We start from the raw sequence: 15,740 nt of genomic DNA, 5'->3' as shown, positions 1-15,740 counted from the left end.
TTATAAGGGGATTTATAATCTACTATTTTATTCTTCTAATCGGGTTATAAATTCTAGTTAACATGAAGGCAGTAACAAATGCACTCACAATTACCGTTAAGTATCCTAATACCGCAGTTAGTGAGTGTGAGTACAATAAGATACCTGGAATAAAGGTAATGCCCATACCTGTTGCACTGATATTTAATACATAAGTAACCAAACCACCGACTGCACCACCAACCATCCCGAAGATAAAGACTTTGCCATATTGAAGGTTTACACCAAACAATAGTGGCTCTGTAATACCAAACAGTGTCGACATTGATGCACCGTACGCATTGCTCTTTTTCTGTTTGTTCTTCAACAGTGTCGCTACCGCAATTGCTGCACCAAATTGACCAGCCATAGACGCTGTACCTAATGGTTGTAACGGGTTCAGTCCTGTGTCATTTAATAAACCAATTTCAATCACACCCAACGCGTGATGTAGGCCGGTGATTACAATCATTTGTTGGAAAGCACCATATAAGATGTAACCAATACCTAATGGAAGATCAAGCGCCAAACGTACCAATGATGTACAACCATGCTCAATACTTTGTAGTAAAGGACCAAAGCCAAACAAGATAACCACAATAGCGATGGTGATGGTCATAAATGGCGTAATAATTAAGTCCATACTCGTTGGAACAAACTTTCTCAGATTACGTTCAAGGTAAGAGGTAAACCAACCAGCAAAAATAGCAGGTAACACCGTGCCCTGATAACCGACTAATGGGAAAGAGAGTCCAAATAAAGTGACCATCATCGGTTCTGCACCACCACTCGCAACTGCCCACGCGTTAGGCAGTTGCGGTGCAACCATCATCAAGCCAACCACTATCGCAATAACTGGGTTACCACCAAATTTTTTCGAGGCAGAAAAAGCAATCAATACTGGTAAGAAGGCAAAAGCAGTGTCAGTTAACATGCTAAACAGTGCCAATAGCTCAGGTGAAAATTCCACACCTGAATGCAGAAGCATGCCACGTAATCCCATTAGCAAGCCTGTTGTCACTAGCGCTGGGATTAATGGAACCAAAATATCAGCTAAAGTACGAACCACTTTTTGGCTTGCAGTCATGTCCGAGAAAGCGTCTTGCTTAAAATCACCACCTTCAGCTGTACCACCCAGTCTCTGCTTCAGTACATTGTAAACGTGAGTAACTTTACCTGTGCCAATAATAAACTGGTGCTGGCCTGATTGATAAAAATAACCGCTGATCTGTTCAATCGCTTTGGCTTCATCAACATTAACTTTATCATTGTCTTTTAAGATTAAACGTAAGCGTGTTGCACAATGCTCTGCGTTTTTTATGTTGTCGATTCCACCGATACTATCGAGTATCTCATTGGTAATAGCGTCATAATTCATAGTGTTATACCTAAATTCCATTCACATATTGTAGGGTTGCTTTTATTTCAGCAGGCTCATCAAAAGTTATTTTTAAGTATTGGTTTCCTTTTGATGGGAAAAACAGTGACGTAAATACATTACGTCCTTGGTCTGAAAATATTTCGACAATGCTTTGATCACAAAATAATGTCAGATTTTTACTTTTTTCAGTTAATGAACAAGAACGAATTGATCCAAATTCATACTCTTTTTCATTATGATCATAATTTGATCTGTCTAGTGTTAGTTGTTTACTTTCATTATCAACCGTAAATAAAAACTCATTATTAAAGTCGTCAAAAATAACCACTGCTATATTTTCAGCTTGGCTAAAATCAATATCTAATAAAAAGGACAATGACTCTAATTTAATTATTCTCTCAGTCTTTATATTTAAATTTACTAATACCGAATTCAGTTTAGTCTCATTAATCGGTTTTAATTCTTGGTATAGCTTATTCTCTTTAATCGACAGTTTTCTTGGTGCGGTTAAGCAATTAACCCAACCGTATTGCTCTGATGGTAAATCACCATCCGTTCCCGCCCATGCGATTAATGTTGGCTCATTTGGGTTGTTGTTCATGGTTTGTGGAGCGTAAAAATCAAACCCTCGATCAAGTTCATCCCAATGAGTTACAGTAAACGTTAGTGATGCCCAATCAATCCGACCAATGCAATACACCACGTTATAACGGTTCTGGAATCGCTCTTGCTTTGGTGAAATCCCTTGTGGAGAAAAGATAAGTACATCTTGACCATCGACCTCTAGTAAATCAGGGCATTCAAACATATAGGCGTCATTAAAATCAGCACCAATATCAATGGATAACTTCCCTTTCAATGCCCACTCAAGCAAATTATCAGAGCTATAAACAATAATAGAACCTTTTAGATCGGCCTCTCTTTGAGCGCCAAGCAGCATGTAATAAACATCACCGTCTTTAATGATTTTGGGATCTCTTACATGACCTGTATATCCTTTAGGGAACGATTTTATAATTGGGTTATGTTCTGATTTTGTCACTTGATTATCTTTACCTAAAATAGCGACGCACTGATTTGCATCACGCTCTTCGCCATTTTTTACATTACCTGTATAGAATAAATACGCAGAACCATCCTCAACAAAAGCCGCTCCAGAATAAGCACCATGTGACTCGTATTTGTCTACTGGAGTTATTTTACTTCCATGTTCATTCCAAGAATATAAATCACTCGATGTTAAATGCATCCAATGTTTCATTCCGTGAAAAGTACCAAATGGATACCACTGATAAAATAAATGATACTCACCATTAAAATAACAAAATCCATTTGGGTCATTTAATAATCCATGCGGTGGCGTAATATGTAATTGTGGTCGATATACTGTATTGCAACGAATAGCATTAAACTTTTCACTGTCTTGCTTCGTTGCAGCGTTAATCGTTTTATATTTATCTAAATCCACGGTGATACCCAATCATTAACTTGTTGAGTTGATAATAGAGTCTCATCTTCACTTTAGAAACTATAAACAAGACCCAATAGATAAGTAAGTTATCATTTACGCATATTGACTAAATTTATGTGATGTAACACAAAAACTTGTTACACAAATAATCGTATGATGAGCGCCACCACCAAATCGCCTTTCAAGAGATAGAAAATGACCATCAGAGACATTGCAAAATATTCAGGCGTTTCTATCGCTACGGTATCAAGAGTGATCAATAACAATGGCAAGGTATCTGACGCCGCACGACACTCAGTAGAAGCTGCTATTGCTAAATTTAATTACCAAAAACCAGAGCCTAAGAAAAAGAAAGCAACCAAGCTATTTGGTGTGATTGTACGTAATATGAGTAATCCGTTTTTCGCTAAATTGATTGATGTATTAGAAGAGGAAGCTTATAAGCACGGGCGCAGTATTCTGTTGTTCAATAGTCGTAATAATTTAAAGCTTGAGCAGACTTTTTTAGAGGAGTGTAAACATCATAATGTGGATGGGGTATTTCTTATTCCTCGCTCGTTAAGAGATCAACATATTCGTCCTCTTCAGAACGCTTCCTTTCCTATTATTCTATTAACGGTAACTTCACCACTCTGCTTGAGCATTGGAACGCACCATAAGCATGGTGGCAACTTAGTAGCTCAACACTTTATCAAACAAGGTCATCAACGCATTGGGTTTATTGGCAGTACCAGCCAACAATCAGACCGATTTATTGGCTTCAAAAACACTTTATTAAGCAAAAATAGAGCGCTGAATGCCGAGTATATTCTTACTCCTTATACGACTGAATCTCTAAAAAATTTCGTACAAGAGCAAATACTGGATTCTGTCACACCATTAGAAGCTATCTTCTGCTCTGATGATATATCTGCTAGCCATTTATATAGCCTACTCACTAATACTAATATGGGTAAGCTCGTTGAGGTTGTTGGTTTTGATGACACCTTTATTGCACAATCATTCGGCTTTTCTAGTGTTCACCAACCGATGCATCAAATTGCCCTTCGTGGCTTTGAATTAATGCTTGATGCTCTTAAAGGCGAATATATAGAACAGAATGGGGCCAAGAAATCATTAGAGCACTTATTAGAGCCCACATTAGTATTGCGATCTTCTCCAATGATAACGCTACAAGATCGCCCTAATGAGATCCTCAAAGAAGAGACAGAGTAAGTGATCTATTTTATTTACGATTTCGCCTCTAACTCCAATAATGCTTGCTTAATATCAACTCCACCAGCATAGCCAGTTAAGCTACCATTTTTACCAATCACACGATGGCATGGAACAATAATTGAAATTGGATTTTTACCATTAGCGCCGCCAACTGCTTGAGAGGCTTTTGGGTTCCCTACCGCAATAGCAAGATCTTTATAACACCAGGTTTCACCATAAGGTATGGTAGTTAGTGCTTGCCATACTTTATTTTGAAACTCAGTGCCATTCGCCGCTAATGGGATAGAAAACTCACAACGTTCACCATTAAAATATTCTCGTAACTGAGTGACGGTTAATTTCAATATAGGGTGATCATCTGCCTGTGCTCCAAAATCATTCAGATCCCTAGCATGACTCTCATACCAAACGCCCAACAAGCCATCGTCATTGCCATTAACCGTAATCGTCCCTATTGGACTTTCAAATTGAGTATAAACATTCATTTCATTAATCCTCGTTACCACACGTTTCATCAAAACAACATTCGTCTTGCAAAAAGCCAATCACTGACGCCAGTTTCTCATATTCAGCCACACAAAACAGAGTGCGTCCTTCACGGCGTTGAGAAATTAACCCAGCAGAAGCCAAACCTGACACATGATGAGACAATGTAGAACCCGGAATATCCAATTTTTCTTGAAGCCCACCAACAGCGATGCCTTGATAACCCGCTCTTACTACGCTTTTATAAATAGCTAAACGAGTGGGATGCCCTAGTTCTTTCAGTGCTTTAGCAACAATTTCAATGTCCATGCTTATTCCCTCTTAAATTTATATTTCGATAATACTAGAAATAACTTGATCATGCTAATTCTTACGAGTATATTTCGATTATTCCAGAAATATAGAGATTTGAATTATGTTTACAATTACACAAGACATGGTGATGGACACCTTAAATATGTTCGCTTTCTTAGCGGCTGAATTAACCGTATTGTTCCTATTAATTAGCTACCTTGTTGGCGTCTTACAGGAATACATTCCACCAGCGAAGATCCAAAGCATTCTGAGTGGAAAAAATGGCCGAGGCTATATTGTTGCCGGTTTACTTGGTGCTATTACGCCGTTTTGCTCATGCTCAACCATTCCTTTTTTGAAAGGTCTACTGCGAGCTAAAGCCGGTTTCGGTACCATGATGGTGTTCTTATTTGCAAGTCCACTATTAAACCCAATAATTATTGGACTATTCGCTGTCACCTTTGGTCTTAAAGTAACTGTGTTCTACTTTGCAATTGCAATGGGTGTATCAATTATTGCTGGTTACACCTTAGAAAAACTGGGCTTTGAAAAATACGTGAAAGAAACAGCATATATAGAACCAGAATCAAAAGGTTGTGGGTCAACCTGTGGCGGAGCGAAAAAAGCGCCACAAAGTAAGTGGATGAAAATTTGGAAAAGCACATGGGCTGACTTCAAAAAAGTATTACCTTACTTAATTGGTGGTATCGCTCTTGGTTCAATGATTTATGGTTTCATGCCTACTGAGTTTGTCGCAAGAATTGCAAGTGAAGATAACCCATTTGCCATTCCAGTCGCAGCCGTGATTGGTATTCCACTGTATATTCGAGCTGAAGCGGTAATTCCACTAAGTGCGGCATTAGCAGCAAAAGGAATGAGTCTTGGTGCAGTCATGGCGTTAATCATTGGTAGTGCCGGCGCAAGTTTGACTGAAGTAATTTTACTTAAATCTATCTTCAAAAACCAAATGATTGCGGCGTTCTTAGTGGTAATTCTAGGTATGGCAGTAGGTGCTGGTTACTTATACCAATTTATCTTTTAAACTAAAAAACTAATCAGACGCAGCCATCTAATAATATAAATTCTTACCACAATTAAAGTAAGAGACTATTTATTTTTTGGCTGCGTAATAACAATGAATCAATTATAAATCGTTATTTTATCACTCTACTCTTACAGCAATTTTTTATTTATAATCTTGAATATGTGCTTTAATGGCTTTAATAATAGATACTTTAATATCCTTGATGTTTTTTGCATGAGGGCACCACAGCGATATTGGCAATTTAATCCCATTAATCATGGCATCCAGATTGAGTGGCGATATTCCTTCAATAGAAGATTGAGAATCAGGTAAAACCTTAGGTAACCACGCCCAGCCGATCCCTTCTTTAATCATTTTTATCAGTAAAGCAAGCTGATCAATTTGTTCATTACTGGCAGAAAATAAAAACTTGTCACCTAGCCCTTCATCAACCAATGATTTTAATATTAGCTGACGCTCTATTTGCAAGGCATCATAAATAGCATTCTTATCCATTTTTGCTAATTTACCACCAGTTTGAACATAAGGGAGAAACTCAACATGCCCCAAAAAAGTTGAATCCATACTATGTATAGCACTACTTTCGTGAATATTAGCCAATCCAAAATGAATAGAACCGTCGAAAATACCTTTTTTAATCGTCGCACGATCACGAACAATAAATTCCACAGACATCGTTGGGAAATCTTGTACTAACTGCTGACGAATAAGATAAAGAGCTTGGTGAGGAACAAAGCTTGGGTAAGCAATAACAATACGCTCTAAACCACCAGAGGAGAGACTCAGTGCCATTTTATCAAACACTCTTGCTTGCTCGATAATTTGCTTTGCATATCGGTAGAGAATATATGCATCTTCTGTCGGTTCTACCGAACGACCAACTCGTTCAAAAAGAGTAAGAGCCAATTGGTCCTCCAGATTAGTGATGACCTGGCCCATAGTCGTTCGATGTTTATTGAGTTTGACGGCAGCTTTACTAAATGACAGCTGCTCATACACCGTAACAAAGGCTAAAAGCTGTTCAATACTAAAATTCATATTATTTCTCATTCACTGGAGTAATAAATCAAAAATAACATGAATACGAACTATACAGCTAGTGAAAGTCATAATATGTATGAGCTCCTCAAAACTAAACTAATTTAGTAGCAAAGAGCCTTATCATGTATCCAACAAACTATTAAATTTTACTATTAAGAATAGCCAACCTATCTATTTTGAAATCGATTATAATCTAATACCCCCGCATTTATAGGGTGATTCTTTTTGTATTGTTTTATCAAGGCATCACTGAATGACCAAAACGCAGGATCTGTTCTACGAACGCCATAGTTATCTAATAACCTTTTATAATCATCATCTGATTTCACTTTTAATACTTGTTCAGCCAAGGCTGGAAGTTCACTTTCTTTTGTTCGCCAAAAAGCGTTAGGGTAACTACCAAGTAGGCCATTAACCAGAGTCATTGTATCGCGTTCATATACCCGATTTGATTCCTCATCAAACAAGCTAGATATGTTTTTATGCGCACTATTTCTTACTAAAGTAAAAAGCTGGGGATCTAGAGAACGATCTTTAGGTTCCACCATAATAAAAGTAAGTTCAGGAAAAATAGATGCACTCTCCCCATGTACCTGATTGATTTTTAGAAGATACTTTTCACTTTCTTTTGATAGTTTACTTGATTCAAGCAGATAACGAGATGGCATTACCTTTTCAACACGCTGCTTGAGCATTTGTAATAATTCTTTTTTCGGGTTGTCTGTCTTATAAATAACCTCTGTTGGCTTATCAAATTCATTTACATCACCTTCAAGATATTCAGCTAAATGTAGATTTGCATCTTGATACCAGTCTGCAAATTCTTCCTCGCGGTTTTTTGTTGGTAAAAGCGCTAAGAAATTTGATTCACCTTCCATACGTAGAAGATCCATATACATACGTGTAATTAATTGATGTCCAAAATTACCATAAACATCATAACCAGCGACAAGTAAATAATGAATGCGTTCTAATAATGAATAACTGACAACCCAAGCCGTTTTAGGTTGTTCGCCAATTAAGCCTTGAACTACAGATGCGTTATCGAAATGACGGAATATAGTTAAGCTCGCATTCGTATTGCTACCATTACCATCCCAAATCAGCTTAGTTGTTAAGTGCTCATTATTTTCAAGCTGTTCATCCATAAATGCGTTCTTATTACGAAGAAAGCGCCCTTGTTGTTTAGCATAATGAATCCAATTACTAATCGGACGTAACGTATTACTTTCCCTCTCAGCAGGAAGAGTAAGGTTCTTAGCCTGTGAGCGATAAAATTCATTTGATTGAGAAAGATGAGGAAGATCTGGATCAACAAAAAATACCCAAAAGTGATCGTTAATGACATCAAGAGCAAGTTGCCCTCTACATACTGGGCCTTTTATAAATGCCATAATCGTATTTTGTGCGTCATCAAGCATGAATTTATAACGTGCTTCTACTGGTAATTCATTAAAAGCCATCAACGGATTTGCAGCCACTGTTGGCTCATAGCTTGGTAACGCTGTAACAGTATAATCAGGTTCAATAAATAATGATTTTATACGATCAAGCTTTTCATCACTGAGCGCGTATGGCATATGTGTTTTATCTACAATGGTTTCACGGACTTGTTCTAATCGGTAATAAAAACTATCGACCTTTGGATCATCATAAGGTCGACGTGTTGCAATGATATCAATAGGCTCTCCGGGCGCTGTTTTCGATCTTACCAATTTAAAAAAAGTCGGAGTGCCTTGCTGACGTATATCTTCAGTATCAAAATATAGATGTGACACAAACAAATGTTCAAATATATAACGACTCGTTAGCTGCTGTTTTAATGAAGGTAGGTTTAAGAATGCTTCCCATTTGTTCACCTCGGCAAGTTCATTGCTTGCAGGAGATGCGACCGATGTCATGGGTGCTCCTGAAGAAACCCATTGCATCAAAGTATCATTTTCACGGTCTGATATTTGCGGTAAACCATAAGGCATTCCCCATTCAGGGTACTTATCTTCATAGGTGCTCATTTCTTCAATCGTTGGGCACTGCTGATCTCGATCGATAGAAAAATCCCACGAGTCGTCAAGGATTTGTTCATTAGGTAAAGGATGGTTTTTCTTTAAGGTAAGCATTCGGGCAATAACCCCAGCTTGTGTATTGGCTTCAGGAGATTGCAATCGTTCATTCAATACTGGGGTAAAGCCTTTCTTACGCCATTCATCGGTTGTTTGAGCATCGATAAACATACGCGTTGTTTTTGCGGCTAATAACCGTGTCCCTTCATATACTTTATCTTTATTAGCCCCTCTATCGATGCCTTCAGCTGATGACATCTTTAGCTGACAAGGTGCATCATAGCAAGCATGACAAACAACACATCGGTTATCAATAATAGGCTTAATGTCATTGGTATAGTGTTCAGCTTGTACATCGGTAGCTGCTACTATGCGAGGCTGTGGTTCTTGTTTCCCGTATAAATAGTCATAGTTCAAACCAAGATAAGTAGCACAACCTGAAAAAATGACGACAAAAGTGATTATTGTTGCGCGTCTAAAAATCTTGAAAGAATATTGATGCATTATTGATTATTAACCTTTAAAACTTTAAATGTAGTCGATAAAACGAATCACTAATCGTAATTAGAGCTGCGCCTTGGTAGGTCTACCTTTTTCTATCTCACTAGAAATTTAGGAGGCAGATAAGGCAGTATTATTGAAAAACAAACAGTAAACCAATCCCTTTTGCAGGATCTAACCCTACATAAACAACATTTAGAACAGATAAAATTCAGGGCTTCACAGACAAGTATTATTTCACCCTCGCAGCTCTAAATTACCAATATTCACTATAGGTGGATCACATCCTACATAACCGATTACTTACTTTTATCCTCTTAAGATAACCTACTTGTTGTCGCATCACCGCCGAGGTCCACTATGCATTCTATTCCGCATGAAATTGTATGGGGGGAGATTTATTTCCCTCCATTATTGTTAGTCGTTGTTTTAGCTTATGGCCTCACGAACTTAGTGACCACTGCCATTGTGAAAACTGGGGTATATCGTTATATCGCTTGCCCTGCGATTACTGAGATCAGCTTAATCATCATTTTTACTGGTGCTATAAGTCGATTTATTCCTATATTTTGAAGGGTTTTGTTGTGTTTAAACGTTATTTTATTACTTTATTATTCGTTCTTGGTGCGAGTTCTGTTATTGCTCATTTTTATCAACTTTATACACAAAACCCATGGACTCGAGATGGTCGTGTCAGCGCTTATGTTATTTCTATAACTCCTAGAGTGACTGGACAAATCACCGAAGTTCACGTGTCTGATAACAGTAAAGTAAACAAAGGGGATCTTTTATTTGAAATTGACGATCAACTCTACAAAGTGGCTTATCACAAAGCGATGGCTTCTCAGCATCAAGCTCAAGCCGCTCTTGATAAAGCGATTAACCAAGAAAGACGATCTAAAGCACTTGAGAAACGCACTCATGGCGCGGTACCCGTCCTAACACTGAACAATTTAAATAATGCGGTTAAGGCTGCGACTGCCAATTTGAATATGATGCACGCCATGGTTGAAGAAGCCGAACTCAATTTAGAATACACAAAAATCCACGCACCTACTGATGGATTTATCACTAACCTCAATCTACGAGTAGGATCTCAAGTTGTCGCGAATACACCCGTTGTTGCACTCATTGATGCAGACAGTTTTTGGATCGAAGGCTACTTTAAAGAAACCGACCTAAAAGGCGTAAAACCTAAAGATACTGCTTATATTACTTTGCTTACAAATACTGATGAGGTGCTTGAAGGTCAAATTGAAAGCATTGGCTATGGCATTGCTAAAACAGATGGAATAACGGGTAGCCAATTACTTCCTAACGTAAATCCAAACTTTCAATGGATTCGTCTTGCTCAGCGTATTCCAGTTAAAGTGAAATTAACTCAATTACCAAAAAGTGTTCAGCTTCGTGTTGGCATGACCGCCTCTATCAAAATCATTAAGAAATAAAGGAAGGTAACCATGCTAAACGCATCAACAAAAGAAGCAATCAAAGCCGCTTTAGCTGTGACTCTTGCCTTGTATCTTGCTATGTGGTTTCAATTAGAAAAGTCTTATTGGGCTGCGACGACTGTTGCGGTAATGGCTCTTAATGAAACGTTCGCACATTCATTACAAAAAGGGCGAAATAGAGTGTTTGGGGCGATATTTGGCATTGGTTATGCGCTATTTCTTCTTTCCGTTTTTCCCCAAGACCGTTTTTTATTTATCGCTTTTTATACTTTATTTCTTGGGCTAAGTTTGTTTATGTCTAGCAATGAAAAGCTCGGTTATATTTTTGTTCAAGGCTTTACGGTGTGTACTGTTATCTGCTGTATGGGAGGATTTAATAGCGATTATACTTTTTATTACATGGTGTTACGAATTCAAGAAACCGCTTTAGGCATTATGGTGTTCACTCTTGTTTATAAACTAGTATGGCCAATAACAACACAAACGGTGTTTATACAACAATACATAAAATTACGTGACACACTGAGCTTGGCGTTAGAAAAATTCGAGGACGGAACCTTGTCATCTGATGATATTAAACATATTCGTCAATCTGAAAATAAACCGCATCAATTTTTACTATTACCAAATAAAGACAGCTATGAATTACTCTTTTATAAAAAAAAATGGTTAGAGCGTCTTTATGAAATAAAAATCATTGCTTACCTATTAGAAAATAGCAAAGCTAATTCAGACGAGTTAATGAAATACCTTCCATACATTAAACATAATTTATCGGTGTTTTGTACCACTAAGCCACCACAGCCATTATTACCACTGTCTTTACTTGAGTCGACTAAACATTGTGTGACGCACCACCCGCGTTCATATCACCGCACATTAAAGCAACACATACAAGATGATTCGCTTAAAGTGGCGCAAGGGGTATCAATGTTTATTGCTTCAATATTATTCTGGATTTATTTACCAATACCTGGCGGGTTTATTTTCCCTATGCTTGCAGGAATATTGGCAGCCAACCTTCCACAATTGCCGCCAAGTGTCATAAAAGATGCATTTTGGGGCACGATTGGATTTGGTTGCTTCTACCTTATGCAGTTCGTATTCATCCTGCCTTCGTTTACTGAAATATGGCAGCTTGCCAGTTTTTATTTAATCAATGTATTTGCAATATGGATGCTATTCAAGTCTCCAAGGATGGTTATTTTCCGAGTACTTTCCGTAAACCTGTTACTCACATTTACATCTGGAGCATTAAATTTGACACCAAGTTACAATATTAGTATTCCATTAATGATGATGGTGTATTTACTGTTAGTGTTAATGATCGCCAAGCTGTTTGCTTCTTTATTTAACCCTAGAGTCAGCTACGGTTTACCTCACTAAACACCATTAAGCATGAAACAAATGTGACCAACACAATCATTATGGTGGAGAGTTTATGCTCATGTAATAAAAAGAAGTACACTGTCTATATCTAAAAAATGATAGCAAATATGGTCTAATCTAATGAAAAAATTACATATCGATAAAGATACCTACCGTAAAAAAACCAACTTGGTCATGGTGGGTTTTGTTGGGTGTCTTGCGGTGTTAGCCCTTGCATTCGGCTCAATTCTTATTGCTCTATTTGGATCTGAAGGTATTACTGAATCAGGCTCTACTGGCAACTTTCATCTCAATGTTTTTGGCGTTATCTTAGCGGTAATAGTAAGTGCTGTTGTCATGAACAAGGTTAAAAGTAACCCATATTTTGATGAAATCATGTACGTATGGCAGCTAAAGCAAATTCATAATCGCATCTATCGTAAGCTAGCAAAGATTAAAGAAAAAGCAGCAAGAAATGATCACGATTCTCTGCTGATCCTCGCTTTTTATTACACCACTCAACAACAAGTGTTCACCTTAGATAACAACACGCTTACCATTACTGCCGTTCAGAAAAGCTTAAATGAAGTGTATGAACAAGCCACAGAAATGAACCTTACGCTTGATCTTGATGATTTTAGTAGTGATTTACTTGATAAGTATTAATAATAAAATTTACTCGATAGAACGTTTATCGGATATGAATTGATTTCATAGAGATATTATAAAAATCTCAATCTTGACCTATGTCAAATTGTTACAAGCTGTGTTTTAATTCCTAATACTTATCCAGATTGGCATAACCACATAATAAGGAATGACATGGAAATCACTAACGTTAGCTTCATTGGTTTAGGCGTAATGGGCTACCCAATGGCTCGTCATTTACAAAGTGCAGGTTTCTCAACAACGGTTTATAACCGTACTGAAGCTAAAGCAAAACAATGGGCCGCGGAATACCAAGGTCAATCGGCTCCAACTCCTCGCGAAGCCTCTGAAGGTTCTGATATCGTTTTTGTTTGCGTCGGTAACGATGACGATGTTCGTAGTGTTATTTATGGTGAAGATGGCGTTCTTGCAGGGTTAAAGCCTGGCGCGATCTTAATCGATAACACCACCACATCAGCAACGTTAGCTCTTGAACTTACAAAAGCATGTGAAGTACAAGGAAACCTATTTATTGATGCGCCGGTTTCTGGTGGTCAAGCCGGTGCTGAAAACGGAGTATTAACCGTAATGTGCGGCGGTAATAAAGAGGCGTTTAATATCGCTAAACCTGTAATTCAAAGTTTTGCTAAAGCGATTACTCTTCTTGGTGAAAATGGCCAAGGCCAACGCTGTAAAATGGCAAACCAAATCTGTATCGCTGGTGTGTTAAAAGGCCTAAGTGAAGCGCTTATCCTTGCTGAAAAAGCCAATCTAGATATTGATCTTGTGGTTGATACGCTCAAACATGGTGCGGCGGGTTCATGGCAGATGGAAAACCGCGCAAGTACCATGGCACAAGATAAATTCGATTTCGGCTTTGCCATTGATTGGATGAGAAAAGATTTAGGTATTTGTTTAGATGAAGCAAAAGCAAATGGTATTAAATTACCACTGACAGAAGAAGTCGATCAGGAATACAAAAACCTACAAGAACAAGGTTTAGGTCGAATGGATACGTCAGTGCTTATCAAGGCAATTAAAGCAAAAGTGTAACCCACAAAAAAACCATATTAACGTAAAGGGTGAAGATAATTGTCACCCTTTTTTATTGTAAACTCACCACTCAATCTCCCTCGTTTTTCTCCTCTTGTCATGAGCTTACCTAAACTTGTGATCTAAGATTACTTTTGTTTACCCTACTCATTTTTTCCTTTTCTTCTCTCTCGTCCTACAGACCGTTATTGCCTTCACATTTTTAACTTATCAAAGACCATGAATACCTTGGATATCGTTGCGGTAGATAACATTTATCTATGTGATATGCATTTTTTCTATGGCTCGCCTTTATAAATTGCATTTCACCACCTACCTCCAAAGTCCTATGATTATCTCAATGAAGTTAGCCTTATAAACAGGTCAACATGTATCGCAGGAAGCACTCTAGAGAGACCGCTTAATACTAAATATAAGCTGTTGATACCATTAAATTATACCAACGTGATTTTATCGGTTTAAAACTCTATCCCTTTTCAGGAGCAATAAAATGATTAAGAAAATATCGCTTGCCGTTTCAGCCGCCCTACTATTAAGCAATACCGCAATGGCAGCAGAAAACATTGTTATCGGTGTAGAAAAAAGCTACGTACCTTACTTCACCGAACTGGCTGAACAGTTCAACCAAGGCAAAGACTTTAAAGTAGAAGTAACTGCAACAAGTATGTTTGATTTACTAGCTGCACTGCCAACTCAAAAAGGCAATATTGCTGATATTTTCATGATCCCAAATGACCGAATTGGTGAATTAGCGGATCAACATTTAATTGCCCCAACCAATTTCACTGTTAACGGTTATACCGATGCAGCAACCAACGCATCAACCTATAACGGTCAAACCTACATGCTTCCAATGTCTACAGATACAACCTTATTTCTATACAACAAAGACATGATAAAAGAAGCACCAAAAACACTGAAAGAAATTCCACCATCAGAGTGGGCTGCAAAGTTTACTGATTTCTACTTCACTGGCGGTCTATTTATGTCTAATGGCGGCTACATTTTCAAAGACAATAACCCACAAGACATTGGTTTAAATACACCAGACGCAATCAAAGCAGGTTTAGCGGCTCAAGGGTTATATAAGAGTGGTGTGAGCCATTGGACTCTAATGCAAGATGACACCGTTGCTTATGACATCATGATGAAATACTTCATGGAAGGTAAGCTAAAAGCAATTATCAACGGCCCATGGGCTATTGCTGATATTGAAAAAGCAGGTATCAACGTTGGTGCTGCACCAATTCCAAGTTGGGATGGCAGTCATCCATATAAAGCCCTAACAGGCACAAAAGGGATGACCGTAAATGGTTACAGTGATAATCAAGAAGGTGCACGCGAGTTTATTAAATTCCTAGCAACGCCTGAAAATGCAAACAAATGGTATACAGACACTCGTGAAGTTTCACCTAGCTTATCTGTTAATTACAAAGAAGGCTCTCTACACAAAGCTATCTTTGATGCGACAAACATCGGCCAACCTATGCCAAGCATTCCAGAGTTCATGAAAGTGTGGGGACCAATGAAAACGGGTCTTGCTCAAATTGCACAAGGTCAAGATGTAAAAGCGGTACTAGATGCAGCCGTTGATACTATCGAAATTGATATCGAAGACATGTAATTTCCTTCCTTCGATTTCAATCTATCTGCACGATGTCGAGAATATTCGACATCGTGTAATACAAAGACATGACATATCTAC

The 15,740-nt window shown here is 38.0% G+C and carries 14 protein-coding genes; 8 read left to right on the top strand and 6 right to left on the bottom strand.

Annotated elements, in window-relative coordinates:
- Positions 1 to 22: 22 nt before the first annotated feature.
- Together BTO23_RS12520 and BTO23_RS12515 are read right to left on the bottom strand one after the other, a co-directional pair.
- Positions 23 to 1,396 (bottom strand): PTS transporter subunit EIIC, encoded by a 1,374-nt coding sequence (locus tag BTO23_RS12520; RefSeq protein WP_105063681.1) that lies wholly within the window; start codon positions 1,394 to 1,396, stop codon positions 23 to 25.
- A gap of 10 nt (positions 1,397 to 1,406) precedes the next feature.
- Positions 1,407 to 2,867, bottom strand: a complete 1,461-nt coding sequence (locus BTO23_RS12515; protein WP_105063680.1) for a glycoside hydrolase family 32 protein — start codon at positions 2,865 to 2,867, stop codon at positions 1,407 to 1,409.
- A gap of 198 nt (positions 2,868 to 3,065) precedes the next feature.
- Between BTO23_RS12515 and BTO23_RS12510 the strand changes: the two genes are divergently transcribed.
- Entirely contained in the window at positions 3,066 to 4,085 is a 1,020-nt protein-coding gene (locus BTO23_RS12510) for a LacI family DNA-binding transcriptional regulator (protein ID WP_105063679.1), read from the top strand.
- A gap of 14 nt (positions 4,086 to 4,099) precedes the next feature.
- Here the strand turns inward: BTO23_RS12510 and BTO23_RS12505 are convergent, their stop codons facing one another.
- Both BTO23_RS12505 and BTO23_RS12500 read right to left on the bottom strand, forming a co-directional pair.
- Positions 4,100 to 4,573 carry a methylated-DNA--[protein]-cysteine S-methyltransferase gene (locus BTO23_RS12505; protein WP_105063678.1) on the bottom strand — a complete coding sequence of 158 codons (474 nt, stop codon included), beginning with the start codon at positions 4,571 to 4,573 and terminating at the stop codon, positions 4,100 to 4,102.
- Positions 4,574 to 4,577: 4 nt separating this feature from the next.
- Positions 4,578 to 4,883, bottom strand: a complete 306-nt coding sequence (locus BTO23_RS12500; protein ID WP_105063677.1) for an ArsR/SmtB family transcription factor — start codon at positions 4,881 to 4,883, stop codon at positions 4,578 to 4,580.
- 106 nt (positions 4,884 to 4,989) lie between these two features.
- Between BTO23_RS12500 and BTO23_RS12495 the strand changes: the two genes are divergently transcribed.
- Positions 4,990 to 5,910: a permease gene (locus BTO23_RS12495; RefSeq protein ID WP_105063676.1), complete on the top strand. Its 921-nt coding sequence runs from the start codon at positions 4,990 to 4,992 to the stop codon at positions 5,908 to 5,910.
- Between the two features lie 144 nt (positions 5,911 to 6,054).
- Here BTO23_RS12495 and BTO23_RS12490 read toward each other — a convergent pair whose 3' ends face one another.
- Together BTO23_RS12490 and BTO23_RS12485 are read right to left on the bottom strand one after the other, a co-directional pair.
- Positions 6,055 to 6,951, bottom strand: coding sequence for a LysR family transcriptional regulator (locus tag BTO23_RS12490; RefSeq protein ID WP_105063675.1), 897 nt, complete (start codon positions 6,949 to 6,951; stop codon positions 6,055 to 6,057).
- A 170-nt stretch (positions 6,952 to 7,121) separates the two neighbouring features.
- On the bottom strand, positions 7,122 to 9,518 hold the full coding sequence (locus BTO23_RS12485) for a fatty acid cis/trans isomerase (protein WP_105063674.1): 2,397 nt from the start codon (positions 9,516 to 9,518) through the stop codon (positions 7,122 to 7,124).
- Positions 9,519 to 9,875: 357 nt separating this feature from the next.
- Here BTO23_RS12485 and BTO23_RS12480 point away from each other — a divergent pair, with 357 nt between their 5' ends.
- From BTO23_RS12480 to BTO23_RS12455, 6 genes are all read left to right on the top strand, one after another.
- Positions 9,876 to 10,088, top strand: coding sequence for a DUF1656 domain-containing protein (locus BTO23_RS12480; RefSeq protein ID WP_061012076.1), 213 nt, complete (start codon positions 9,876 to 9,878; stop codon positions 10,086 to 10,088).
- A gap of 11 nt (positions 10,089 to 10,099) precedes the next feature.
- The gene (locus BTO23_RS12475; RefSeq protein WP_105063673.1) at positions 10,100 to 10,963 is read left to right on the top strand and encodes an HlyD family secretion protein; all 864 of its coding nucleotides are present in this window, start codon (positions 10,100 to 10,102) and stop codon (positions 10,961 to 10,963) included.
- A gap of 12 nt (positions 10,964 to 10,975) precedes the next feature.
- Positions 10,976 to 12,352 (top strand): FUSC family protein, encoded by a 1,377-nt coding sequence (locus BTO23_RS12470; protein WP_105063672.1) that lies wholly within the window; start codon positions 10,976 to 10,978, stop codon positions 12,350 to 12,352.
- Positions 12,353 to 12,475: 123 nt separating this feature from the next.
- Positions 12,476 to 13,000, top strand: a complete 525-nt coding sequence (locus BTO23_RS12465; RefSeq protein ID WP_105063671.1) for a DUF3087 domain-containing protein — start codon at positions 12,476 to 12,478, stop codon at positions 12,998 to 13,000.
- A 141-nt stretch (positions 13,001 to 13,141) separates the two neighbouring features.
- On the top strand, positions 13,142 to 14,035 hold the full coding sequence (locus BTO23_RS12460; RefSeq protein ID WP_281260286.1) for an NAD(P)-dependent oxidoreductase: 894 nt from the start codon (positions 13,142 to 13,144) through the stop codon (positions 14,033 to 14,035).
- Between the two features lie 490 nt (positions 14,036 to 14,525).
- Positions 14,526 to 15,659: a sugar ABC transporter substrate-binding protein gene (locus BTO23_RS12455; RefSeq protein ID WP_061003494.1), complete on the top strand. Its 1,134-nt coding sequence runs from the start codon at positions 14,526 to 14,528 to the stop codon at positions 15,657 to 15,659.
- Positions 15,660 to 15,740 lie beyond the last annotated feature (81 nt).

The organism is Aliivibrio sifiae, assembly GCF_002954715.1.
Taxonomy (GTDB): Bacteria; Pseudomonadota; Gammaproteobacteria; order Enterobacterales; family Vibrionaceae; genus Aliivibrio; species Aliivibrio sifiae.
The sequence above is the reverse complement of the archived record's forward strand: the minus strand, read 5'-3'. Positions and strand labels throughout refer to the sequence as shown.